The sequence below is a fragment of the Natronoarchaeum philippinense genome (genome assembly GCF_900215575.1).
Taxonomy (GTDB): Archaea; Halobacteriota; Halobacteria; order Halobacteriales; family Natronoarchaeaceae; genus Natronoarchaeum; species Natronoarchaeum philippinense.
Genome location: NZ_OBEJ01000002.1, coordinates 284,580 through 308,734, shown reverse-complemented (window position 1 = coordinate 308,734; position 24,155 = coordinate 284,580). Strand labels below are relative to the sequence as shown.

Below are 24,155 nucleotides of genomic sequence, written 5' to 3'. Positions count from 1 at the left end.
CCTATGACTCGCTCTCAGCAGACGACGACAGACAGTATCGTGCCCGAGCACGTCGGCGCGCCGATCGACGACCCGGCGTTCCATCTCGACGTGCTCGACGAGTTGCGCTACGACGCCGAGATCGACGGCGCGGTCCCGCTGGCCAGCGACCCGGACAACCGATACCCCTACGCGTACCCGCGGGACATCGCCTCGATCACCCGCGCATGGCTGGCGGCGCTTCGCAGCGGCGTCCGGCCGGCGGCGTGTCGAGACCGGATCGTCGACGCGGCCCGCTTTATCGCGGCCGTCGAGGACGACGGTTGGTGGTACCAGCGGTACGCGCTCGACGGCACCGACCAGTCGATCTACCAGCAGGAGGACAACGTCGCTCACGGCGTCAGAATCCTCTCGCACGCGGTGCTGGCCCTCGACGAGACCGGCGACCTCGGTGACGCCGACGAGGCGTTCCTCGAATCGGTCGTCGACGCCGTCGACGCCGCGGCGGGGCTGGCCCGCTCGGAACTGTACGACGCCAACGCCCACCTGATCGAGAGCACGACGAGCATCCACGAGGGCGCGATCGAGTCGGGCTACACGCTGTGGGTCAACTGCGCGTTCCTGAGCGGACTCGAACAGGCCGCCGGCGCGCTCGATCGGATCGACGCCGGCAGTTCGGTCGCGGTCGACGACGCCGTCACCGAGCGCGTCGACGAACTTCGCGGGCTGCTCGAACCGGGAATCGAACGGTGTTTCGCCGTCGACGGACGGCCCGTCCCGCGCCGGTACACGCCCGACGGCGAGCGCGACGAGCGCCCCGATATCACGCTGCTCGCGCCGGCGTACTTCGGCCTCGACGACGTGTTCGGCGAGCACGCCGTCAGCGCGGCCGAGCGCGCGGCGGCCGGGCTGGAAGACCCTCGTCTCGGCGGCCTCCAGCGGTTCCGCGGGTTCTACCGCGACCACGACGTGCACCAACACGGCGGCAACGGGCCGTGGATGCAGTACACCGCCTGGCACGCGCAGTTCCGCTTCGAGCGCGGCGAGCGCGACCGGGGCGACGCGGTGCTCTCGACGATCACGGGCCACGCCGACGCCGAGGGCCACATCCCCGAGCACCTCTCGACGCGCGAGCGCTTCGAGCAGTTCGTCGACCGGGAGTGGGACACGGGCGTCGACTTCGAGAAGGAGTTCGACGAGGCCGTGCTCCGTGACGTTCCCTTCGACCGGATCGCCGAGGAACTGGGCCACATGCAACAGGCCTACGACGAGATGGCCGACGCGCTCGAAGACCGCGAGGTCATCTCCTTTGCCGAACCGCTCGCGTGGTGTCACGCCGAGTTCCTGACGGCCCTGCTCAAGCGGGAGACGCGATGACCGGGCGATCCTTCGAGCACGTCGCGTTCAACACGACGGCCTACTCGTATCTCCCGCACTGGCGGCCGGCCTACGGCATCGCGGAGACGGTCGAACGCATCGCGGGCTACGGCTACGACGCCGTCGAACTGGCGGCCTGCCGACCCCACGCGCTCCCCGAAGCCACGAGCGAGCAAGCGCGCGAGGAGTTGGCCGACACAGTCGAGAACGCCGGGCTGACGGTAACGAACGTCTGCTCGCACTTCCCCCCGCTGGGGCTGAACCTCGGGGCGCCCGACGAGGCCGAACGCGCCGCCGCGCGATCGTACCTCGAAGGCGTCGCGGAACTGGCCGCGGCGGTCGACGCCGAGTTCTTCCACGTCGTTCCGGGCTGGTCGATGGGCGACCAGTCGGCCGCCGAGGCGCGAGAACTGGCAACGCGGGCGATCGACCGCGCGCTCGCCGACGCCGAGTACGGCGACGCGACGCCGCTGGTCGAGCCACTGCGATTCCACGAGTGCGACGTTGCCCACACCGCCGAGCAGGCGCTCGAACTCACCGACGCCCTCTCGGTCGACGCGGGCGTCCTGCTCGACACCTTCCAGATGGCCGACGGCACGGCGAACCCGGTCGACGCGTTCCGCGCCGCCGGCGACGATCTGGGGCTGGTCCATCTGGCTGATACCGACCGACAGGCCCCCGGAAACGGCGACGTGCCGTGGGACCTCGTCTTCGACGCGCTGGCGGATGTCGGCTTCGACGGGCCGGTGAGCGTCGAGATTTGGGGCGAGAACCCCGACGAGCTCGCCAGCGCCAGCATGGCCGGACTGCGCGAGATGGGCGTCACGACGAAGTGACCGGCGATCGAATCGGCTACTGAACGACCGAGTACGACTTGAGCAATCCAACCTATGAGCCTACAAGACAGGACAGCGATCGTAACGGGCGCCAGTTCCGGCATCGGCCGCGGCGTCGCCGACCGGCTGGCCGAGGCGGGCGCGAACGTCGTCGTCGCCGACGTGCGACGCGAGCCCAAGCAGATCGAACACTACGAGCGCGAGGACGACCGACCGACCGACGAGATGCTGCCGGACGAGCACGGCGTCGAGGCGCGATACGTCGAGACCGACGTGTCCGACGAGGACGCCGTCGCGGCGCTGGTCGAGGCGACCGTCGAGACGTTCGGCGGGCTCGACGTGCTGGTCAACAACGCCGGCATTCAGGTGCTCGAATCGACCGCCGAGATGACCCGCGAGCAGTGGCAACGCGTCATCGACGTGAACCTGACCGGCACGTTCCTGCTCTCGAAACACGCCATCCCGCACCTGACGGCGTCCGATCAGGGCCGGATCGTCAACGTCAGCAGCGTCAACGCCTACATCGGCGGCGCCGGCGCGCCCTACTCGGCGTCGAAGGCCGGCATCGTCAACCTCACGCGGGATCTCGCGCTCGAACTCGCCGAGGACGAGGTGACGGTCAACACGGTGCTGCCGGGCGTGATCCAGACGCCGATGCAGAATCAGAACGACGAGGCGACCCGCGAACGACAGGCCGAAAAGACGCCGCTGCCCCGCGTCGGCGAGCCGCGCGACGTGGCCAACGCCGTGCGCTTTTTCGCCAGCGAGGACGCCGAGTGGATCACCGGCGCCGAACTGCTCGTCGACGGCGGCTACTCGATCGGCGGCTACTAGCATGGACGCGCCCGAGCTTTCGATCGAGCGCCGAGCCAACCTCGCCGGGAGTGACGCGCGGGCAGCCGCGATCGACTGTCTCGTCGCTGGCGTCGAGGCGGCCCACCCCCGTCGCGTCGTCGCCGACGCGCTCGCGGTCGAAGACGGCGAACTGACCGTGACGCCGGTCGCCGGAGACGCCGCGACGTACGACCTCGGTAGCTACGACAACGTCCTCGTCCTCGGCGGCGGCAACGCGGCGGGACACGTCGCCGCGGCGCTCGAACCCCTGCTCGGCGAGCATCTCGACGGCGGCGCCGTGGTTACCGACGATCCCGCCGACACCGACCAGATCGAGGTGCTTCCGGGCGACCATCCCGTTCCGAGCGAGCGCGGCGTCGAGAGCGCACGGCGCGTCCTCGATCTGGCCGAGCGCGCTGGCCCCGACGACCTCGTGCTCGGCTGTATCACCGGCGGCGGGAGCGCGCTCCTCCCAGCGCCGGCGGGCGATCTCTCGCTCGACCACCTCCGGGCGACGACCGAGGCGCTGCTCGCCAGCGGCGCTCCGATCGGCGAAATGAACGCGGTGCGCAAACACCTCTCGGCGAGCAAGGGTGGCCAACTGGCGCGGGCGGCGAGTCCCGCCACCGTCGTCGGACTGGCGATCAGCGACGTTGCGGGCGACGACCTCGGCGTGATCGCAAGCGGGCCGTTCTCGCCCGATCCGACGAGCTACGACGACGCGCTCGACGTGCTGGGGCGGTACGGCGTCGACGCGCCAGAAGCAGTCCATTCACATCTGCAAGCGGGCGCCGACGGCGAACGGCCGGAGACGCCGACGCGGGGCGACGCCGCGTTCGAGCGAACGGCCGTCCACGTCGTCGCCAGCGCTCACACGGCCCTGTACGCGGCCCGCGACGTGGCGTCCGAGCGAGGGTTCGCTCCGATGATCCTCTCCTCGCGCGTCCGCGGCGAAGCACAGGAGGCCGCCAAGACCCACGCCGCCGTCGCCGAGGAAATCGCGGCGACTGGCGATCCGGTCGAACCGCCCGCAATCGTACTCTCTGGGGGCGAGACGACCGTCACGCTGGCCGAGGACCACGGCGAGGGCGGCCCGAATCAGGAGTTCGTCCTGAGCGCGGCGCTGGAGCTCGACGCGCCGGCGGTCGTCGCCGCGGTCGACACCGACGGGATCGACGGCGCGACCGACGCTGCGGGCGCGATCGCCGACGAGGAGACTGTCGGATCTGACGGCGAAATCAGCGTCTCGGCGGCCCAAGCGGCGCTCAACCGAAACGACGCCTATCCGGTGCTCGACGACGCCGACGCGTTGCTCCGGACCGGTGCGAGCGGAACGAACGTGAACGACCTGCGAGCGATAGTGATCGAGCGGTCGTAGCTCTACTTTTCCTCGACGTGGCGCACCGACGCGGAGATGCCGCGGGTGCTTTCTGCCATCTCGGGGCCGGACATCTCGGCGCGGCCGACGCCGAAGGCCTTCGGGCCCTCGATGACGACTTCGTCGCCGACGCGGATCTCCTCGTCGGCGTCGACGATCCCCGGCGCGAGCACGTCGCCGTGGGGGACGAACGCGTCGATCTCGATGCGCTTGGTCGGGGCCGGGCTCTCGACCCACCGGCGGGCGCCGGCCAGCGTGAACGAGAGGACGCCGTAGTTCGGCACCATCGTCGCGAGCTGCTCGCCGTCGGCGCCGTTGACGCGGAGCTTGGGATAGCGGCTCTCGGTCGAGATGTCGTCGAACAGCTCGTCGCCGGCGCCGGGGCCGAACTGGTAGTCGGCGATCGCGCGAACGGTGTTGTGCTCGCGCTCGCGCTTGGAGAACTTGAGTTCGCCCTCTAACGCACCGGCGAGGTTGACGAGCGACTCGTCGTCGGTCGGGTGGTCGGCGACGGTGTACTCGAAGTCGAGTCCGAGTTCGGCTTCGACGCGCTCGCAGATGTCGCGGTACCCTTCTTCGGGGACGTGTGCGATAACTTTCGGGTACTCGTTGCGCCGGAGATACGCCTCCAGCACGTCGGCGACGAACTGCTTTTCGTCCTCGGACCAGCGCCCGGTCACCACCGAGTCGTAGTGCTGGGCGGGGTAGGTGGTTTCGAGCTCTTGAGGGACGACGCCGATCGGGCTGGTCATCGAGACGGTGTGGCCGCGGAATCCGATTGCGTCGTGGAACTGGCCGTGGCTCTGGGACTCGCTGTAGGGCTTTTGGGCCGAGCAGGGAACCAGCACGAGCGGGTTGTCGAACCGATTCTTGTAGCGGGAGGTGACCCGCTCGGCGAAGCGCTGGATCTCGACGCGACGGATCGTGTCTTCGGTCGCAGAGACCAGTTCCGAGCCGCGCAGCACCGGCGTCCGCTGTTCGAGGTACGACCACTGCTGGTCGAACTGGCGGAAGGCGGCGGTACACCACTGTTCGTGGCGAGCTTGCCCCTCGATGTAGTCCCGAAGCCGGCCGGCGCGGATGCGCTCGCGGACGGTGGCGAGTTCGGCGCGCAGGGCGTTGACGTTGTGCTCGACGCAGTCCTCGCGGTCGAACGACTCGACCGATTGCTGGCACGCCGAGCAGGCACAGGGCAGCTCCGTCAGATCCGAGAGGAAGTGCTCGCCCTCGCTGGTGAGGTACTTGCCCTGCGTTCCCTTCACCACGGCGCGATCGGCGTCGAGCAGGTCGACACCGGCGTAGACCAGCGTAGCGGCGTTGGCCGGCGTGGCGACGCCCGAGAGGTAGAGTCCGCTGTCGGCGGGAATGGCCTCGCGCGTCTCGACGACGGCGTCGCGGAACGCCCGCCCGTGGCCGATCACGTTCTGCGTGCCCGAGAAGACGTAGGCGTCGGCGCCGTAATCGTCGGCCGTGTCGGAATCGACGACGACCGCGCTGGGATACTCGACTTCGGGGTAGTCGACCGCGAACGACTCCTTGACTTCGTCGGCGGTGCCCGAAGGAAAGCCGCGGTGGGGCAGGATCGTGAGTCGGTCTTCGGAGCCCTCGGGGAGTTCCTGCTCCTCGGGCCAGAGGCTGCCGGCGTCCTCGACGACATCGTCGACGATCGCCGGCGTCGTCAGCGGCTCGTCGAGGCGAAGTTGGGCGATCCGCGCGGCGGCGTCCCGCTCGGTCACCTCGAAGTACTCAGTCATACCTCTACGGTGCCGGGGCGGTCGAATGAGGCTGTCGGTCCCCGGCGGTGACGCCGCGGCTCGGCGATGCACAGGGGCGTCGCCAGTCTCGCGGCGACGCCGAGCATCGTCGAGACTGGTCGGTGGATGGCGAACAGGCGGCACTCGGCCGGGAGAAACCCGGCGCCCGCGGAGCGGCGTGCCGCGCGATCGCTGACCGCCCCGCGGCGTCGATCAGATCACGGCGGTGCTGGCCGCTCGATCGGTGATAAATCTGTGGCGAGGCGAGGTCCTAACTTACCACTCGGAGAGATTCCAGCAGGTAACGCCGTCGGGGACGCGGTCAAGCGCGGATTCCGGCCACCCGCGATGACCGAGCGTGAACTCGACATCGGGGTTCAGTTCCGCGAGGCGGGCGACGCCGTCGGCCGCGCGTTCGAGGGCGCGAGCATCCTTCCGGTCTGGTACTTCGGCGGTGAGCGGGTACGTCTCCGAGAGTTCGCGGGGGAACGGGCCGAAGGGCGGGACGACGCGCCACGTCTCGTCGAAGTTGTCGGAGTTGTTGCCCTCGGTCAGGAGCACCTCGCCCTCGGGGTCGAGCCGATCGAGGCGCTGGTGGTGACGGACGACTTCGGGGCGGTCAGCGCTCTCGGTGGAGAGATAAAAGAAGGCGTCTTTCGAGGCGGGATCTGCGCGTTCGAGCTGTTCGGCGTGATCGCAGAGTGCCCGATAGCCGTCGAGCATCGCCGGGTGAGCGCGAGCGCGTGCTTCGACCAGTTCCAGCAGGTCGCCGTCGCGGATCGCCTGCTTGATCCGGCGGATCTCTTGGAACGTGACGTGGAGGTTGTGGGCGGCGAGTTCCTCCTCTCGGGCGCGGCTGTCGAGCGCGCGGAGTTCGTCGGGCGTGTGCTCGGTACAGACCGGACACGAGCACGGCAGGTAGTCGAGTTCGTCGAGGTGTTCGGTGCCGCTGACGGTGAGATACCGGCCGTCGCGGGCGTACAGCGCGTAGGCGGCAGAGTCGAACAGGTCACAGCCCATCGCAACCGCGAGCGCGAACATCATCGGATGGCCGGCGCCGAAGAGGTGGACCGGGGCGTCCTCGCCCAGCCCGCGCTTGGCGGCGGCGACGGCGTCGACCATGTCGCCGTACCGGTAGTCGTTCATCAGCGGGACGACGGCGCCGACGGGGAACACGTCGAGATCGGTCGCGTCGGCGTGGGCCGCGGCGTCCTCCCGGAGGTCGGGGTACGTCGAGCCCTGCACGGGCGCGTTGACCAGCATTTCGCCCGTGTCGATGGCCTCGGCTTCGGCGAGGCGGTCTTTGGTCGTCGCAAGCTCGTCTTCGGCGCGCTCGCGGTCGACATCCGGCGGCGTCGGGATGTCGACCGGCGTCCCGATGTCCGAGCCGGCGTCGCGCTGGAATCGGAGAATCTCCTCGGTCGTCACGTCGATCTCGCCGTATTCGGACAGCTGGAAGGAGCCCGAGTCGGTCATGATCGCGCCCGGGAAGTCGAGCAGTTCGTGGAGGCCAACGTCGAGAGCCTCCTCGCGGAGGTCGTCGTCGCCGTGAATAATGTAGGAGTTAGTGATCAGGATTTCGGCGCCGAACTCCTCGTAGAGTCGTCTCGGGGAGATCGTCTGGATGTTGGGGTTGATTACGGGCAGCAACACCGGCGTCTCGACGGTCACGTCGGCGCGGGGGACCGTCAACCGACCGATCCGGCCGGCCGCGTCGGCGTCCCGGAGCTCGAAGTGCTCTCGCATTACCGGAGGGTGGTCGGGCCCGGGCGTAAGGATTCCGTTCCGAGTCCGGCGTCACGCCTCGCCGAGCGCGTAGTACAGCACCGCGAGCACGGTTCTGGCGTCGCGGACCTCGTCGGCTTCGACCGCGGTCTTCAGCTCTCCGAACGTCGTCCGGTCGACGCGAATACTTTCGTTGTGATCGAGATCCTGCTCGGCCGTCGGGCGACAGCCCTCCGCGACGAAGACGTTCAGCACCGAGTCGGCGATGCCGTTGGCCGGCTCGACGGTCGTCATGTGCCGCACTGAATCGGCTTCGTGGCCGGTCTCCTCGCGGAGTTCCCTGTGGGCTGCCGCAGCCAGCGACTCGTCCTCGGGCTCGACGCCGCCGACGGGCAGGCCGCGATTGACTCGGTCGACGGCTTGGCGCCACTCCTCGATGACGACGACATCGCCCTCGGGCGTGAACGGCAACACCACGACCGCCGGCGGTTCGGTCAGGTAATCGTACTTTTCCTCGGTGCCGTCGGGCAGCCGAACGGCATCGGTCACAACGTCGAAGCCGGGACAGGAGTAGGCGGTCTGCGTGTCGAGCGTCTCCCACCGGAGGTCGTCTTCGGCCATCGCTCGTGCGTTTCGGCGCGAGGTCGAAAAGCCTCACGGCGGCCGACTGGTGGTCGGAACTGCCAACTGAACGGGGGAACCGGGCCGGTTGAGACGCCGCGGCGCGAGAATGGTCTCGTCGGCGTCGCGCCGAAGAATACATGTTCGGAAGCTGTGACCTGTGTGTATGCCACGGCGCTTCGATCCGGAGTTCGAGTACGCTCGCAGTCCCGCACTGTGGGCGTGGTCTGCGACGGTCGTACTTGGCGCTGCCGTCGTGTTTCTGTTTCGCAGGCCGGCGTGGCTGCTGCCGTCGGCGTTTGTCGCCGGCGGCGTCGCGGCCGTCCGCGGGGATCTGTACGATCAGTCGGCCAACGACGCGTTCGTCGGTGTCTTGCTGGGCACGATGAGCCTGCACCCAGTCATCGCGTCGTATCGGCTCGTCGTGCGCTCGGAGTTTGACGCGCTCGGTGACGCCCTCTTTTTCGCGGCGGCGTTATCGGCAGCCGACCTACTCGTCTACGGACCGTTGATGCTGGTGCTTGGCTACCTCGGCGGCGTCTTCGTGGACTACCTGCGGCGGCGAATCGGCGGGCCGATTGCATACTGAGCAGCCGAGGTTCGCGCTCGTGCTGGACCATCTCACGCTACGCGGTGCTCGAAGGTGTAGAATGCGGGAAAAGTGGGCCGGCGCGAATTCGAACTCGCCGAGACGATCGCTCACTTCGTTCGCGCTGCGACTCGTCTGCTCGAATTCGCGCGGCGTGATGTACACACCCACTACGGACTCCTCGCTAACGCTCGCCGTTGCGAAGTGGGGTGAAAATGGGCCGGCGCGAATTCGAATCACGCGAGACTCGCTACGCTCGCCTCGCTTGCTCTCGTTCGCTTCGCTCACGAGAACGCGGTTACGGCCACCCGAAGGCCACCGCTACGCGGAATGAAAGTGCGGGAAAAGTGGGCCGGCGCGAATTCGAATCGCGGTTACGGCCACCCGAAGGCCGAAGGATACCAAGCTACCCCACCGGCCCGCAATAGAACCAAAGCCGGGGTCATTTTTAACGGTTGCGGAACGGACGGCCGCGGGCGGTCAGTAGGTCTCGAACCCGTCGGTGTCGAGGTAGTTGTGCGCGACCGTGATCGCGTGATCGGCGTGCAGGCGCTCGGGGCCGAGCCTGACGCGCCGGTCGGCGGCGGCGTCGAGCAGGGTAGCTTCCTCGTCGGTGAAGTCGTTGTGGTCCGAGAGCACGAAGATCGGATCCTCAGGTGGCTCGACGCCGACGATCGGGTCGCCGTCCTCGTGGAGTTGGACGACCGTGCCATCGAGCGCATCCAGCAGCGGCTCGAAGCCGCGCCGGGTCAGCGAGACGCCGGGCGAGGTCTCGACGGGCATGTGGCCGATGGCTTCCTCGCGCTCGTCGAGGGCGTTGCGAACCAGCGCGGCGGTCGAGCGCTCGTCGGGGTTGAGCCGGCGCAGGTCCGACCCCTCGAAGGAGACGGTGAACTCGTCGCCCAGTACGAGATGGGCGCGTACGTCCTCTCGAATCGCGTGCGAGAGGAAAAAGGCGGAGTTGACACACCGACAGAGCACGTCGAGGCGGCCGGCCCCGCCCGCGATGTCGTCGAGCGAGAACTCGGCGTCGACGGGGGCGTCGTGGCCGAGGACGATGAACTGGCGCATGCGACCGACTCGGGCGGCGGCCGGCAAAGGGGCGTCGGTCGGCGGCGACCGAAGCACGTGGTCGGACGCGACGCCACTGGCGAGGCGTCGAAGCGGCCCCAACACCGCAAGGCAATTGACCCCGCCGCGACTGGGTTCGGCCATGAACGTCACCGAGCGGGCCCGGACGCTGCTGTCGTCGGGGCCGATCTGCGACGCCTGCCTCGGCCGGCCCTTCGCCGACCGGAGCTTCGGGCTGACCAACGCCCAGCGCGGGCGAGCCCTGCGGACGACGATCGCGCTGGAAGACGACGACCCCTACGAGTCGACCGACCCCGCGGACTGTTGGGTCTGTGAAGGCCACTGCGGCCGGTACGACGAGTGGGCAGAGCGCGTCGCCGAGGCCGCCGAGGGCGTCGCGTTCGACACCTATCAGGTCGGGACGCGCGTCCCGCCGCTGATCGAGGAAAACGACGTGTTGCTGCGCGAGGAGGCCGACATGGACGAGGACGCCGGCGAGCTGTTCAAGTCGGCGTTCAACCGCGAGGTCGGCAAGCGCGTCGGCCGACTCACCGACAGCGAGGTCGACTTCGACCGGCCCGACGTGCTCGCCTTGCTCAATCTCGAACGCGACGGCGACGTGGAGTTCCAAGTCAATCCTGCGTTCGTCTACGGGCGCTACCGAAAACTGGAGCGGGACATCCCACAGACGGAGTGGCCCTGTCGGGAGTGTGGCGGCAGCGGGAAGCAACTCGCCCCCGACGGCGAGGAGGACTGTGACTACTGCGGCGGCAGCGGCTACCTCTACGACGACAGCGTCGAGGGCTACGTCGCCCCCCACGTCGAGGAGGCGATGGACGGCGACGAAGCCGTCTTCCACGGCGCCGGCCGCGAGGACGTGGACGCACTGATGCTGGAAACCGGCCGGCCGTTCGTCGTCGAGGTCAAAGAGCCCCAGCGCCGTGAGCCCGACGCCGAAGCGCTGGAAGCCGAGATCAACGATGCCGCCGACGGCGCGGTCGAGGTCGAGGGGCTGCGACTCGCCACCCACGAGATGGTCGAGCGCGTCAAGGAACACGACGCGAGCAAGACCTACCGGATGGACGTTGAGTTCGGCGCGCCGGTCACCGAGGCCGCGCTCGCCGAGGCGCTCGACGATCTCGAAGGGACGACGGTCGACCAGCACACACCCCAGCGCGTCGACCATCGCCGGGCGAGCCTGACCCGGACGCGGGACGTGTACGAAATCGACGGCGACCTCGACGACGAGCGCCACGGGACGCTCGAACTCCACGGCGAGGGCGGCCTGTACGTCAAAGAGCTGGTCAGCGGCGACGACGGCCGAACCGAGCCCAGTCTGGCGGGACTGCTCGGCGTCGACGCCGAGGTGACGGCGCTGGACGTGATCGCGGTCGAGGGCGAGTCCGAGCCCTTCGAGGTCGAGGAGTTCTTCCGGAACAGCGAGGAGAACTGAGGAACAAAGCGAACGGCGACGGCAACGAGATGTCGTCGGGAGGGCCGGTCGTCGTCAGCGAGGAATCAGTGAGAGGGCCGATCGCTGTCAGCGGAAGATGGCCGTGAGGACACCGCCGATGCTAGCGGTTGATGCCGATCCTGTGCTCGCGCTACCGCTGGCACCGGAATCGGCGCGGAACTCCTCGTCGATCTCACCGTCGTGGTTCTGATCCTCGGGGATCCAGACCTGTCCGGATTCGCCGTGAGACGCGCTGGAGGAGTGGGAGTTCGAGCCGCTGTCTCGCGTTTCGCCGCCGTTACACGGCGAGTCGGCGCCGATCACGCAGACGCCAGCGCTGCCGTTCTCGGCCGTCGCTCGGGTCGATTCTGAGACGCTATCGGCGCCGCCGAACAGGGTGTCGAGGAAGCTGTTCGACAGCAGCGACTGCACGCCCCCGAAGCGGGCGTCGGTGTGGCCGTTGCTGTGCTGACTTTCGTGACCCCAGACCGGTCCGGACTCGTGGCCCGCGCTTTCCGAGCCGGTCGTCGTCTCGGTACTCCGGGCGGCGTCGCCGTTGCACGGCGAGTCGACGCCGATCTGACAGATGCCGACAGCCGCCGAGTCGTTGCTGCTGGCGCTATCGTGGAGTTCGACGGCGTCGTCGGACGCCGAGTCGTCGGTGCACGCTGTGTCTGCACCGACGACGCAGATACCTGCGTCGCCGGGAGTCGCTGCCACTGTCCCCGCTCCGCCGACGAGGAGCGCGAGGAGAGCTAGGGCGAACGTTGCCTCCCTGTACATGCCGATTGCGTGTATTCGTTCTCGGGACTAATAGGATCGCTAAGGTAAAACGGCGATTGTAGCCTTCCGCGAGCGTCGCGGATCGCGTCGCACCGAGACACCGGAAATCAGCGGGCCGTGGCCGTCTAGGGAGCGGCGTCCCGCCTTCCCGTCGGCGGCGTCGTCTGGCGCTACTCGTCGACGACACCGGAAGAGCGATGCTCTCCCGAGCAGTCGACTCGTCTACTCCTCGTCGACGACCTCGATCCCGCGGTTGTTCACCGCGCTGGGGTCGAGGCCGACCTCCTGCAGGAAGTCCTTGTACTCGCGCTCGCACTGTTCGGCGTCTTTCTGCTGGTCGGAGGCGTGGTCACACAGCGCGGCGAGATCCTCCGGCACGTCGTTCGTGTAGACGATCCAGTGGTTGATCAGGTCCGAGAGTCGGCGGATCGGACTGGTGAAGTGGCCGTAAATTTCGAAGTTCAGCGCGTGGTGGCCGCCGAAGGGGTCGTTCATGTACTTCGCGCGGGGCATCACCTTCATCACGGCCCACTGGATCTTGTCGAGTTGGCGGCCCGGCGCTTCCTCTAAGGTAGCGTTGACGGCCTTGCGCGGGTCGTCCCACGAGTCGGCGGGGATCGACACGCCGTCGAGTTCCTGAATCTCCCGCAGCGCCTCGTCCCACTCGTCGGGGCTGGGCTGGGGGTGAACCCGATACATCGCCTCGACGCCGCGGTCCCACATGAGCTTGTGCGTGACGGCCTTGTTGGCCTTCAGCATGCACTCCTCGATGATCGTGTGAGCCCGGTCCCGCGCGGGGTTGAGCACGAGCGATCCCTCTTCCTTGCGCTGTTCGTGCATCCGGTCGGCGACCTCCCAGACGAGTTCGCACTTCTCGGCGAGATCGACTTCGGGGTCTTCCAGCAGGTCGTCGGCCGACTCGGGCTCGTCGAGCAGGTTCTCGGCTTCGGTGTAGGTCAGGCGGGCGTCGCTGCGGATCACCGACTTGTAGATCTCGATCTCGTCGTAGCCCAGCGTCTCCTTGTCGAGGTGCATCTCGACGGTGTGGGCGAGCCGATCCTCGTTGGGGACGAGCGAGCAGACCGTCTCGGCCAGCACCGGGGGGAGCATGTGGATCGTGTAGCCCGGCAGGTAGACGGTGTTGCCCCGCTCGACGGCCTCGTCCCACATCGCGGTGTCGGGGTTGACGTAGTGGGTCACGTCGGCGATGTGGACCCACAGCACGTACTCCTCGTCGCGCTCCTCGATCGAGATGGCGTCGTCGAAGTCTTGGGCGTCGATCGGGTCGACGGTCCACGTGGTCATCTCCCGCAGATCGTCGCGCTCGTCGACTTCGTCGGCGATCTGTTGCTGGATTCCCTCGGTCCGTTCCTCGGCTTCGTCGAGGACTTCCTGCGGGAACTCGTCACGGATCCCGAGTTTCTCGAACAGTTCCTCGCGCTTGTTCTCTAGGTGGCGAGCCATCTCCTCGTCGATCTCGACGGGGCCCTGGCTCTCGGCCGTGCCCGCTTCGGCCTGGGACTCGCTGGTCATGCCACCAGCTATGGCGGTGGAACGGATAGACGTATCGCAACGGCGCCGAAGCGAGCGGCCGGTGGCTTGCGACCGCCCCGAGGCCGGCTACTGCTCTTCGAGCGAGCCGTACCGCTCCTCGACGAGCGCGCTGTACCACGACAAAAACTCGTCCTGTGAGTGTTCGCCGGCAGCCACTTCGACGAGTAGCCCTTCGAGTTCGTCGCGGGGCTGGTGGCACAGCTCACGGTCGCAGGCCTTACAGAGGTACTCGAACTCCTTGCCGTCGCGGTCCCACCGATCGCCGTACTTGTCGTACTCGCGGGCGTGCTCGCGGCGGAGTGAGGTCCCACAGGCGATACAGGTGACCGACTTCGACTCCCGGGACCGGGATCCCCACATACGCTACCACAAGACCTGCGACCACTTAGCGTTTGTTCGCCGTCGATCGAGAAGGGTCGGCCGACCGTCACGGAACGACGGACAGTTTCGGCGGTATCGACAGCATTCCCGGCCCAGAAACGTCGAAAAGCGGACCAAAACCGCGTTCGGGGTACGTAGCGTCTGTCTACGAGGTCGCTGTCCAGATGAGTGCGCTCAGCAGATCGTCACAGCTCACGAGAATACCTCGTTCACGATCAACGCACTCGGGTCGGTCGACGTGGCTCGGCCGTCGTGGGTCGACGAGCAGTTCTGAGAAACCGGCAGGAACGCGGCGTTTATGCTGGAGGGCCTGCTCGGTCCGAATATGGAAGTCAAATCTCGTCACCACCTCCGGAGCGACGACGTGTCGGAACTGGAGTCGACGATCGGAGCGCAACTCGGCGTCGACGTCGGCGGCGATTCCTACGAACTGGTCGAGTTGGAGGGCACCGAGTTCGATCTGGTGCTGGTCGACGGCGACCCGCTCGTGCTGTACGTCGACGACGAGCCGTTCCTGACGGTTCGTGGGGCCAACGCGTGCGATCCCGAGAGTAACGTCGTCACGGTCGACGCCGGCGCCGTGTCTTTCGTCAGCGACGGCGCCGACGTGATGCGGCCCGGCATCGTCGAGGCCGACGAGAGCATCGCGGCCGGCGATCTCGTGGCGATCGCCGAGGAGTCCCACGGCAAGGTGCTCGGCATCGGACGGGCCCGCGTCGACGGCGAGGAAATGGACGGCGACGAGGGGAAAGTGGTCGACTCGGTCCACCACGTCGGCGACGACCTGTACGACTTCGTCGTCTGAGGGCGACTGCCCAACGACGCCGAAAACTGTCCTTACCGTTCGTGTAGCGTAACCTTACGTCGGTAATCGAGACGCTTCCGTCGGTAATCAAGGCGATTACTTCAAACGGGTATCGCGTCGGCCAGTCACGAGTGCCCGGACGCCGTCACGGCACGCCGGGCCGATGCACGAACCATGGCCGAACACACGCCTCCGACCAGAACGATCGTAATCGCCGCCCTCGCAGTGCTTGTACTGGGTGGCGTCGTCGCGGTTGCCGCCGCGGCGCCGAACGCACAGCACGCCGATCCCGCCGCGCAGACCGCCGCACCCCCCGGTGAGAACGGAACTGACAGTGAACTCCTCGAATCGGAATTCGTCGTCGAGGCGCCCGAGGAGGGCGACGAGTACTTCGAGGCCGCCGCCAGCGACGGGAGTTGGGTGAGCTACGTCAACCCGCGCGACGAGTACCGAGATCCGTATCTCGGCTCCGGCTCGGGCAAGATCTGCGTCACGTTGGTGAACCAAGCGGGCAACGTCGTCGCCGGCGAATCGGTGCCGGACACGCAGGTCACGATTCCGACCGGGGAGACGCTGTCGTGGCACTCGGAAGCCGATCCGATCGAGGTCCAATACCCGCTGACCGAGCACTACGAGCGACCGCTGGACGCCGATCAGTTCGGAACCAGCCCGGATGTCGCGCAGGGTGATGGCTACCTCGACAGCCACTGCGTGGAGTTCCACGGCCCCAGCGAGAACGCGACGATCAGCTACGGCGCGGCCCGTATCGAGGGCGAGCACGCCGACCGAATTGACGTGGCGGGCTACATCCAGCAGGCGAACATGCCCGGCTGGGATACCGACATCGACCCGGTCGCCGACGCCGTCCCCTACGAACAGGTCGGTGGCTGGACGTACCGCCCCGGCGCCTCCCACGGACAGGTCGTCGTCGTGCTCCAACTGGACCCGCCCGCGGACGACGGCACCGGCGACGAGTCCGATCCGGACGACGGGACCGATCCTGAAAGCGGTGACGACGGTGACGACGGCAACACCACCGACCCGAACGACGGGCAGGACGCGCAGAACGGCACCGACCCCGATCCGAACGGCGGCGGGAACGAGTCCGGCGAAGAAAACGAGTCCGCCGATAGAGCGACAGGAGCCAGCGACGACGGCGACTCGCTCCCCGGCTTCGGCGTCACGATCACGCTCGTCGCGCTGTCAGTCGTCGCGCTGACACGCGCGCGCCGCTGACCCCCCCACGGCAGTCCGGAGCCACGCGATGCTGTCGCCGCAACGCCAGACCCCGCTGCGTCTGACTCGCGTCCGACAGAGGGCGTCCGAAAGCCGGGCCGGCAGGGCAAGAACTATACTCGCTGCGCCGGTCGGGTTTCGATATGGGTCTCATGAGCACCATCCTCGGCGGCCGGGGCTCTCGGAGCACCGAGGACTACGTCGAGCTCGATCTCGACGACTTCGAGTCGGTCGCAACGGAGGCGGCGATGCAGGTTCACATCGCCGAGATCAGCGGACAGGCAGACGCCATCGACATCAAAGACGCCGTCTACGACGGCGACATGGTGATCGCGGACATCACGCGACTCCGAACCAGCGACAGCACAGCAGAACACGTCATCGACGAGCTGCGACAGGTCGCCAGCGAAGTCGACGGCGACATCGTTCAGAAGGGCGACGACCAGCTGATCGTGACGCCGACGGGCGTGAAGATCAGCCGCAAAAAGCTCGGCAACGGCGCGTAGCTACCAGCGGCCGTCTTTGAAGTCGCCGCGCCCGCCTTCGGTGCGGTCGACCCCCATCACGCTCTCTTTCTGGTCGACGCCGAAGCTGTCCCCGGATTCGGGGACCCGAACCGTCACCTCGCTGACCTCGGGGTACTTCTTGATCAGGTCGGCCTCGATGTTGCCAGCCGTGATGTCTGCCACGTCACAGCCGGCACAGCCGCCGCCGAGTTCGACGACGACCTCGCCCGTCTCGGGGTCGGCCTTGCGAACGTTGCTCGTCCCGCCGTGCATCTGGATGATCGGCATCTGTTTTACCAGCCACGTCTCGATCTCCTCGGCGAGCGTCTCCTCGCCGTCGCCCGCGTCGTCGGGAGCGTCCTCGGAGGCGTCGGTGCTCATTAGTCGTACGTAGGGGTCCCGTGCATGGAAAGCGTTCGGGTTTCCGCGGACGGTAACAAGTCGGCTGTGGGTCACTCTTCGGCGTCGCGCCGCAGCGCGCTCCAAGCGCCGAGTCCGAGCCCGAGCGCCGCCGCGCTGACGCCAAAGCCCGGCAGCGGCGTCCCCGAGTTGTCACCGTTCTCCCCGCCGGAACCGTCAGGCTCGTCAACACCCTCCGGAAGCGCGGCGTCGCTGACCGGACCGTCCGGGAAGGTGTAGAGGCGTCCTTGCTCTGCGAGCTGGGGAGTGGTCGCCTCGGCACTGCTGGCGACGACGCACTCGCCGGCTCTGGCGAGCCGGGCCGTCCAGAAGCTCGCTTCGTCGGGGTTTTGCCACCACGCGATCCGGATCGGGCGGGACGGGTCGCGCACGTCGTGGATCATCGTGCCGCCAAAGTACCACGAGGAGTAGAGCCGTCCCTCGGAGAGCTCGAAGTTGTGCGACGTAGTGAACTGCCCCTGTCGGGTGTTGTTCTCGGCGGCCGGCGCGTCGATATGTGCCAGTTGCTCGGGTGCCGACGGGTCAGAGATATCGTAGAGGCTGATGCCGCCGGGTCCGCCGCGCCGGTCGCCGTTGCCGTCCTCGACGGCCCACGCTTCCTTGCCGACGCCGAGTACCGTCCGGTCGTCGTTGAACTCGCAGTAGTGGGCGTTCCCGGGAGGGATCATGCGCTCGGTCGCGGCTGCCATCGTGTCGAGGCCGGTCAGTTCCTCGCGGTCGTAGTCCCCGACGCGGGCGACGTACGACGGGTTCGCGGGATCGGACACGTCGACGAGCCACGTCCCGATGTCCCAGTAGGCAAGCGCCGCCAACCCGTCTCTGACCTGCACGTCGTGCAGCGGGCGCAAGGAAGGGCCGACATCCGCCCAGCCGTCGTCGTAGGAAAGCGGCGACCACCGGCCGATCTGCGTTAGCCCGTCGTCGGCGGCGTCGAGGATCACCAGCGGGTTCGAGAGTCCGTCGTTGCCGGTGAGATACACCCGTCCGTCGGCGAACTCGGCGTTGTGGATCGGGAACGAGGTCCGGTAGAACGTAAGTAGTTCCGGCGCCGCCGGATCGGATACGTCGTACAGCAAGACGCCGTTGTGGAGGTCGGCAGCCGTGTTTGCCGGGCCGACGACGATCAGCCGGTCGCCGTCGAGCCGGCAGTCCCAGAGTTCGCCGACCGGGCCTTCCGATCGGTCGGCAAGCGGCTCGCGGCGCTCGGCGAGGAGCTGCGGGGCGGTGGTATCGGAGACATCGACGGTCGCGAATCCGTTACCGGCGGCAACGTACGCGACCGTCCCGTCGTCGCCGACGACCGCCTCCTTTGCGCCGTCGACATCGACGCTCCCGAACGGCAGAAAGTGCTGGTCCGGGTGTGCCGCCGAATCGCCGGCGGCGGCCGTGAGCGCGAGGCCGCCGATACCCGCTCGAAGAACGTCGCGTCGTCGCATACCCGAGTGTCAGGCCGTCCGCGTGTTAAAGCGTCCGGTGGGGGCAGGGCCGAACAGTCGCGTACAACAGACAGAACAGTCCGCGGTGCAGCGTCGAGCCGCCGTGGCGTCCCGGCCGCTACGACATCCGAGTCCGGTCGCCGGTCCCCTCGGTCATCGCGCTGGCGAGGGCACCTTTCACGACCACGTCGTCGCCCAGCGTCGTCAACTGCACGTCGGGGAGGTTCGTAAAGACCATTTCGGGGAGCTTCTCGCGGATCGGATCGAGAACGAGTTCCTCGTTGTTGAGCGCGACGGCGCCGCCGACGTAGACGACGATCGGCGCGTAGGAGTGGATGATGTTAGCAAGCCCCATCGCGTTCCAGTGGGCGGTCTGGTCGATGACGTGGTCGGCCAGCGCGTCCTCGCCGGCGTACTCGAACACGTCGGCGGCCGAAAAGTCGGGATCCTCGATCGGCATCGCCGTGTCGACGGGGTCGTCCTCGTAGATCATCTCGGCGTACCTCGGGATGTTGTTGCCCGAGCAGTAGGCCTCCCAGTGGCCGTCCTTGCCACAGCCACACGTGAGCCGTCCCTGCGGGTCGACCATCATGTGGCCGACCTCGCCGGCGTTGCCGTCCCAGCCCGAGAGGACGTGTCCGTCGACGGTGACGCCGGCGCCGATGCCACTGGAGATCGTCAGATAGACCATATCGTCGGGGTTGCGGTCGCTGTGGAACCGCTCGCCGATGACGCCCGCGATCGTGTCGTTGTGCAGGTACACGTCGCTGCTGTCGATCAGTTTGGAGATCGGGCCGGTCAGGGGGATCCGATCGATCGTGTCGGGCAGGTTCGCCGGGTCCATCACCGCGCCCTCAGCGAGATCGAGCGGTCCGATCGATCCGATGCCTGCGGCCGCGATCGAGGACGGCTCGATTCCGCCGTCGTCGCACGCGGCCCGGAGCGACTCTAGGACGGCCTCGGTGACGGCGATCCCCGTCGGGCCGCGAGGCGTTCCCCGCTTGTGTGAGCCGATGATCGTCCCGTCGACGGCGACGACCGCCCGGACGTTGGTCGCGCCGAGGTCGACCCCCGCGTAGTTCACCATGTACGTGCCAAACGAGCGCGGCCGCACTTAATTGCATAGTTTTCCACGGCCGCCGCGCCATCGTGCGATCCTCGGAGAGACACGACACAGCGGCGCCGCTGAGAGCGGCCAGCGCATCGAAAAAACGGAGGGTAGGTCGACCGCTACTCCTCGCGGACGAACGTGACCGGACACGGCGCCGACAGCATCACCGTCTGGGCGGTGCTGCCGAAGACGGCTTTCCCCGTCGGAGAGCGCTTGCGGCCGCCGACGATGACGCGGTCCGCACCGGTCTCCTCGGCCAGATCGGTGATCGTCTCGCCGTGCTCGCCGATCGCGCCGCGGATCTCGAACTCGACATCGTAGGCGTCGAGCGAGTCCGCCAGCGTCCGGATCGTCGCGTGGCGCTGGGCGACCTCGTCGGGCGTTACCTCGGTGCGTTCCGTGTCGAACTCCAGCCGTTCGAGCACGTCGTCGTACTCCTCCTCGGTAAACACGTGCGAGAGCACGACCGTCGCGTTCGAGGGGGCCGCTACCTCGACGGTGGCGTCTGCGATCTCTTCGGCTCGCTCTGCGTCGCCGGGGCCGGCGGCGACGAGAATGGTGTTGAGCGTCATGGCAGGGGGTTCTCAGCGACGCTTATTAAGAATACTGCCCCCGCCTCGCATCGTGCATCGTGTAGCGAACCTCACCGGACGAAGGCATATCGCCACGCTTGGGCGCTGTTCACCGCATCCGGTGATAGCCCGCGTACACTGCTGGCAAACCGAGAGGGAGTGCTAACAGCCCGAATCCGAGGAGGGCATACCCATCTCCGCTCTTTCGGCGCAGGGCGAGGAGCGTCGCGACGATGCCGAACAGCGCGATTGCATATGCGGTGTTGCTCCAGAGCACGTCGTACGAAGAGCAATACAGCCAGCAGACGACTGTGTACGACGGGGCGTTCCAAGTCGGCGGGTGGAGCTTCGGCCAGAAGAACCGACAGTAGGTCGTCCAGCCGAGCATCGCCACCGTGGGAAGCCCTGCGAGCCACATCGTGGATCCACCCGTCGTCCGAGTTCCGAACCGTCTGTAGCCATCGAGGAACAACGCCGGGAACCCGAGAATCCACAGCCAGATGCCGAGGGTGTACGTCGTTGGCCAGTGTTCGATCCGCGGCTGCTCGAAGGGGAGTCGGAGCGGTGCTGGCAGCGTCGCCCACGGAAACGAGGGGTCGGGGACCGGATTTGTGACAAAGGCGGCCAAGCAGAGCCCCGTTCCGACGAGGAGCCCGTACAGCCCCAACGTCGTATATCGGTCGAGCCAAGTTGGGAGCGGTGGTTGCGCCGTCGTGTAGCGGTGGTCTGATCGCCCTGTCATGCTCGGGTCGATCTCAGCGCGACTCGGTGTCGCGTTCGAGTGCCTCTCGGCGCTGTTCGTATTCGTCGTCGGTCAGTTCGCCGCGAGCGTACGCGAGTCGGAGTTCTTCGAGCGCCGAGTCCGAGTCGCGCTCGCGGCTCGTGACCGCTTTGTACAGGAGATACCCACCCCCGACGAGCGCAGCGAGGAACAGGAACTGCATCACGATGCCGACGACGAACATCCACCCCGGCATCGTTCCGTGGCCCCACATTCCACTATCCCACATCCCGCCCATCATCGGCCCGGATCCCATCGTCCCGAAGCCCGTGAAGACCATCGGGAAGACGACGACCGCACCGATGATGACGAGGAGAATCGTGACCAGCCGTGTGTCGTCCGTATTTTCAGGCATCTGTGTTCACTCCGTGAGTCCGCCTCTAGTTCCAACTACGGGGTCACGATTCAATGGAGTTGTGGCTTCGAACCCGTTGGAATAGAACTATTCATATTGTGAATCCACAGCGAATCTGCCCCTCGAACCAGGGTCTCCTAAGGACAACGGCAATAGCTGATTCCGGCGATAATACACATATGGAGACGACGATGCTCAATGAGGTCTTGGAAGCCCTCCGCATCGGTGTCGGGTTCCTCTGGACGGCGGCGTGGGCGATCATCATGGGGCTCACGATCACAAGTCTCGTTCAAGTGTACGTCTCTAAGGAGCGGATGGCGCAGGTGCTGGGCGATGGTGACCTGAGCGGTCTCACAAAGGCGACCGCGTTCGGGGCGGCGAGCAGTGGCTGCAGCTTCGGGGCCGTCGCCATCGGAAAGGGGCTGTTCAAGAAGGGTGCCCACGCGGTGAACTTTCTGGCATTCATGTTCGCGTCGACGAATCTCATCGTCGAACTCGGGTTGATGATCCTGTTACTGCTGGGTTGGGAGTTCCTTCTCGCGGAACTGCTCGGTGGCCTCGTCCTCATCGCTGTCATGGCCGTTATCGTCCACCTCACGCTCCCCGAGAACCTGTTTGACGAGGTGCGGGAGACGCTCAACGAGCGCGACCGCGAGGCAGGCGTCACCGAGGATCCCACGTGCGGGATGGAAGGCAAAGCCGAATACACGCTCACGACCGACGGCGGGGAGACGTTGCAGTTCTGCTCGGAGGGCTGTATGGAGACCTACCGGCAAGAGACAGCAAGTCGTGGTGGATGGCGCGATGAGCTGCTGTCGTGGGGCGGCTGGTACAAAATTGGGAACCAGTACAGGAAGGAGTGGTCGATGATCTGGAAGGACGTTGTCGCCGGCTTTCTCATCTCCGGGTTCGTCATCGTCTTTGTCCCCCAGTGGGTCTGGAACGCCCTGTTCGTCCAAGGTGATGGCGTGCTCGTAACCGCCGAAAACGCGATTATGGGTGTCTTCATCGCCGTCATCAGCTTTGTCGGCAGTATGGGCAATGTCCCGTTTGCCGTTGCGCTCTGGGGCGGCGGAATCAGCTTCGCCGGCGTTATCGCGTTCGTCTACGCCGATCTCATCACGATTCCGGTGTTGAACGTCTACAGGAAGTACTACGGCTGGAAGATTATGCTGTACATCCTCGGTGTGTTCTTCGTGACGATGGCGTTCACCGGCTTCCTCATGGAGTTGCTGTTTGACGCCCTTCGTATCGTCCCGAATCTGGCCAGCGGGGAGACAGCGACCGAACAGACGTACTTCAAGTTCAACTACACGTTCTATCTCAACCTCCTCGCCGTAGCGCTCTCGGGATTTCTCCTGTACGTATATCGTCGTGGCCTCGGCGCACCCGGTCAGTACCGCGACCCCGTCTGTGGGATGCGAACCGGAGAGAGCGAGCCCGCAGCGACACACGATGGCGAGACGTACTACTTCTGCTCACAGACCTGCAAGGAGACCTTCGAGGCGAATCCAGCCGACTACGCCACCGGACAGCCGATGGTGATGGATGGCCACGATCACTAGAACGGCAACATCGACATTCGCAGCGATGCCGTCTTTCCCGCTGTTCGGAATCTCTCAACTGACATTGGGACGCCGAAATACCGACGCCAAACCGAGAAGGACGCCGTACTGCTCCCCTCGAACCGCGGCAGGACGCCGCGGCGTCGTCCCGGACCGCGGGCGTTCATTACCCCAGAGCGCCACGGTCCGGTATGATCGACACGGACCTCAGCGGTCGGGTCGTCCTCGTCACCGGCAGCGCCCGCGGCGTCGGTCGCGAACTGCTGCTGGCGGCCGCCGAGCGCGGCGCCAGCGTCGCGGTCCACTACAACACGAGCGACGAGGCCGCCCGCGAGGTCGCCGAAGCGGCCACGGAGCGCGGCGCCCACGACGTGACCACAGTCGGCGCCGACGTGACCGATCCCGACGCCGTCGACGACCTGTTCGAGGCCGTCGAGGACGATCTCGGCACCGTCGACGTGCTCGTGAACAACGTCGGGAACTTCGCGCCCGTCCACTGGGAGGAGATGGACACAGACCAGTGGCACGGCATATTTGCGACGAACGTCCACTCGACCTACCTCTGTTCGCGCCGTGCGCTCCCAGCTATGCGCGAGGGCGAGTACGGCCGGATCGTCAACATCGGCTACGCCTCCAGCGAGAAGGGCCTGATCAGCCCCAAGAACGCGCCCTACTTCATGGCCAAGGCCGCCGTCTTGATGTTCACGCGGATGCTCGCCGGCGACACGCAGGACGACGGCATCACCGTCAACGCCGTCTCGCCCTATGTCGTCGAGAACTCCGCGGAGTTCCCCGACGAACTGCCGCGGGGCCGCCCCGCCGCGTTCGAGGACCTGATTCAGGCGGTCATGTTCTTCCTCGACGACGACAGCGACTACGTCAGTGGGGAGAATATCGAAGTCGACGGTGGATGGCTGCCCGAGGACGTGTAGCGCGAGCGGAGCGAGCGCAGTTTTGGCCGAGCTTTTTCGAGGAGTGGTGTGCGAGCCCAGCGAGCACACCCGACGAGCAAAAAGGTCGTTGCAGAATATCG

24 protein-coding genes and 1 tRNA gene are annotated in these 24,155 nt (G+C 66.9%); 11 read left to right on the top strand and 14 right to left on the bottom strand.

The window, feature by feature from the left end; all coding sequences use genetic code 11:
- The first annotated feature begins 3 nt into the window (after nt 1-3).
- Genes CRO01_RS08385 through CRO01_RS08370 form a run of 4 tightly spaced genes read left to right on the top strand, consistent with a single transcriptional unit; the run spans nt 4 to nt 4,404 of the window.
- Nucleotides 4-1,356: a glucoamylase gene (locus tag CRO01_RS08385; RefSeq protein WP_097008681.1), complete on the top strand. Its 1,353-nt coding sequence runs from the start codon at nt 4-6 to the stop codon at nt 1,354-1,356.
- Nucleotides 1,353-2,192: a sugar phosphate isomerase/epimerase family protein gene (locus CRO01_RS08380; RefSeq protein ID WP_097008680.1), complete on the top strand. Its 840-nt coding sequence runs from the start codon at nt 1,353-1,355 to the stop codon at nt 2,190-2,192. Before CRO01_RS08385 ends, CRO01_RS08380 begins: the two co-directional genes overlap by 4 nt.
- 54 nt (nt 2,193-2,246) lie before the next feature.
- A complete protein-coding gene (locus tag CRO01_RS08375) occupies nt 2,247-3,026 on the top strand; it encodes an SDR family NAD(P)-dependent oxidoreductase (RefSeq protein ID WP_097008679.1) in 780 nt (259 codons plus the stop codon).
- A 1-nt stretch (nt 3,027) separates the two neighbouring features.
- Entirely contained in the window at nt 3,028-4,404 is a 1,377-nt protein-coding gene (locus tag CRO01_RS08370; RefSeq protein ID WP_097008678.1) for a glycerate kinase type-2 family protein, read from the top strand.
- A gap of 2 nt (nt 4,405-4,406) precedes the next feature.
- Here CRO01_RS08370 and arcS read toward each other — a convergent pair whose 3' ends face one another.
- The 3 genes from arcS to CRO01_RS08355 all read right to left on the bottom strand — a co-directional run bounded on the left by arcS (nt 4,407) and on the right by CRO01_RS08355 (nt 8,504).
- On the bottom strand, nt 4,407-6,158 hold the full coding sequence (gene arcS / locus CRO01_RS08365) for an archaeosine synthase subunit alpha (RefSeq protein WP_097008677.1): 1,752 nt from the start codon (nt 6,156-6,158) through the stop codon (nt 4,407-4,409).
- A gap of 276 nt (nt 6,159-6,434) precedes the next feature.
- Nucleotides 6,435-7,904, bottom strand: coding sequence for a tRNA guanosine(15) transglycosylase TgtA (tgtA, locus tag CRO01_RS08360; protein WP_097008676.1), 1,470 nt, complete (start codon nt 7,902-7,904; stop codon nt 6,435-6,437).
- A 51-nt stretch (nt 7,905-7,955) separates the two neighbouring features.
- A complete protein-coding gene (locus CRO01_RS08355; RefSeq protein WP_097008675.1) occupies nt 7,956-8,504 on the bottom strand; it encodes an NUDIX hydrolase in 549 nt (182 codons plus the stop codon).
- 166 nt (nt 8,505-8,670) lie between these two features.
- On the opposite strand from CRO01_RS08355, the gene CRO01_RS08350 reads away from it, so the two are divergent.
- A complete protein-coding gene (locus CRO01_RS08350) occupies nt 8,671-9,093 on the top strand; it encodes a hypothetical protein (RefSeq protein ID WP_097008674.1) in 423 nt (140 codons plus the stop codon).
- Nucleotides 9,094-9,441: 348 nt separating this feature from the next.
- Here the strand turns inward: CRO01_RS08350 and CRO01_RS08345 are convergent.
- Nucleotides 9,442-9,514, bottom strand: a tRNA-Pro gene (locus tag CRO01_RS08345).
- Nucleotides 9,515-9,573: 59 nt separating this feature from the next.
- Nucleotides 9,574-10,164, bottom strand: coding sequence for a tRNA (pseudouridine(54)-N(1))-methyltransferase TrmY (gene trmY / locus CRO01_RS08340; protein WP_097008673.1), 591 nt, complete (start codon nt 10,162-10,164; stop codon nt 9,574-9,576).
- 142 nt (nt 10,165-10,306) lie between these two features.
- On the opposite strand from trmY, the gene CRO01_RS08335 reads away from it, so the two are divergent.
- Nucleotides 10,307-11,617, top strand: a complete 1,311-nt coding sequence (locus CRO01_RS08335) for a tRNA pseudouridine(54/55) synthase Pus10 (protein ID WP_097008672.1) — start codon at nt 10,307-10,309, stop codon at nt 11,615-11,617.
- 87 nt (nt 11,618-11,704) lie between these two features.
- Here CRO01_RS08335 and CRO01_RS08330 read toward each other — a convergent pair whose 3' ends face one another.
- From CRO01_RS08330 to CRO01_RS08320, 3 genes are all read right to left on the bottom strand, one after another.
- Nucleotides 11,705-12,400: a hypothetical protein gene (locus CRO01_RS08330; protein ID WP_097008671.1), complete on the bottom strand. Its 696-nt coding sequence runs from the start codon at nt 12,398-12,400 to the stop codon at nt 11,705-11,707.
- A gap of 222 nt (nt 12,401-12,622) precedes the next feature.
- Nucleotides 12,623-13,933, bottom strand: coding sequence for an RNB domain-containing ribonuclease (locus CRO01_RS08325; protein ID WP_097008670.1), 1,311 nt, complete (start codon nt 13,931-13,933; stop codon nt 12,623-12,625).
- Between the two features lie 87 nt (nt 13,934-14,020).
- Nucleotides 14,021-14,314 (bottom strand): DUF7562 family protein, encoded by a 294-nt coding sequence (locus CRO01_RS08320; protein ID WP_097008669.1) that lies wholly within the window; start codon nt 14,312-14,314, stop codon nt 14,021-14,023.
- A 346-nt stretch (nt 14,315-14,660) separates the two neighbouring features.
- Here CRO01_RS08320 and CRO01_RS08315 point away from each other — a divergent pair, with 346 nt between their 5' ends.
- The 3 genes from CRO01_RS08315 to CRO01_RS08305 all read left to right on the top strand — a co-directional run bounded on the left by CRO01_RS08315 (nt 14,661) and on the right by CRO01_RS08305 (nt 16,882).
- Nucleotides 14,661-15,140, top strand: a complete 480-nt coding sequence (locus tag CRO01_RS08315; RefSeq protein WP_097008668.1) for an RNA-binding protein — start codon at nt 14,661-14,663, stop codon at nt 15,138-15,140.
- A gap of 174 nt (nt 15,141-15,314) precedes the next feature.
- Nucleotides 15,315-16,376: a PGF-CTERM sorting domain-containing protein gene (locus CRO01_RS08310; protein ID WP_097008667.1), complete on the top strand. Its 1,062-nt coding sequence runs from the start codon at nt 15,315-15,317 to the stop codon at nt 16,374-16,376.
- A 143-nt stretch (nt 16,377-16,519) separates the two neighbouring features.
- Nucleotides 16,520-16,882, top strand: coding sequence for a cell division protein SepF (locus CRO01_RS08305; protein WP_097008666.1), 363 nt, complete (start codon nt 16,520-16,522; stop codon nt 16,880-16,882).
- Here CRO01_RS08305 and CRO01_RS08300 read toward each other — a convergent pair whose 3' ends face one another.
- From CRO01_RS08300 to CRO01_RS08275, 6 genes are all read right to left on the bottom strand, one after another.
- On the bottom strand, nt 16,883-17,263 hold the full coding sequence (locus CRO01_RS08300) for a NifU family protein (protein WP_097008665.1): 381 nt from the start codon (nt 17,261-17,263) through the stop codon (nt 16,883-16,885). It abuts the gene before it with no gap.
- 71 nt (nt 17,264-17,334) lie between these two features.
- Complete coding sequence (locus CRO01_RS08295; protein WP_097008664.1) at nt 17,335-18,738, bottom strand: LVIVD repeat-containing protein; 1,404 nt, start codon at nt 18,736-18,738, stop codon at nt 17,335-17,337.
- Nucleotides 18,739-18,856: 118 nt separating this feature from the next.
- Nucleotides 18,857-19,825 (bottom strand): ROK family protein, encoded by a 969-nt coding sequence (locus CRO01_RS08290; RefSeq protein WP_097008663.1) that lies wholly within the window; start codon nt 19,823-19,825, stop codon nt 18,857-18,859.
- Between the two features lie 143 nt (nt 19,826-19,968).
- Nucleotides 19,969-20,421 carry a universal stress protein gene (locus CRO01_RS08285; protein ID WP_097008662.1) on the bottom strand — a complete coding sequence of 151 codons (453 nt, stop codon included), beginning with the start codon at nt 20,419-20,421 and terminating at the stop codon, nt 19,969-19,971.
- 109 nt (nt 20,422-20,530) lie between these two features.
- On the bottom strand, nt 20,531-21,163 hold the full coding sequence (locus tag CRO01_RS08280; protein ID WP_097008661.1) for a hypothetical protein: 633 nt from the start codon (nt 21,161-21,163) through the stop codon (nt 20,531-20,533).
- Nucleotides 21,164-21,176: 13 nt separating this feature from the next.
- Nucleotides 21,177-21,557, bottom strand: coding sequence for an SHOCT domain-containing protein (locus tag CRO01_RS08275; protein ID WP_097008660.1), 381 nt, complete (start codon nt 21,555-21,557; stop codon nt 21,177-21,179).
- Between the two features lie 179 nt (nt 21,558-21,736).
- On the opposite strand from CRO01_RS08275, the gene CRO01_RS08270 reads away from it, so the two are divergent.
- Together CRO01_RS08270 and CRO01_RS08265 are read left to right on the top strand one after the other, a co-directional pair.
- Nucleotides 21,737-23,122 (top strand): permease, encoded by a 1,386-nt coding sequence (locus tag CRO01_RS08270; protein WP_097008659.1) that lies wholly within the window; start codon nt 21,737-21,739, stop codon nt 23,120-23,122.
- A gap of 191 nt (nt 23,123-23,313) precedes the next feature.
- On the top strand, nt 23,314-24,054 hold the full coding sequence (locus CRO01_RS08265) for an SDR family NAD(P)-dependent oxidoreductase (protein ID WP_097008658.1): 741 nt from the start codon (nt 23,314-23,316) through the stop codon (nt 24,052-24,054).
- Nucleotides 24,055-24,155: the final 101 nt, after the last annotated feature.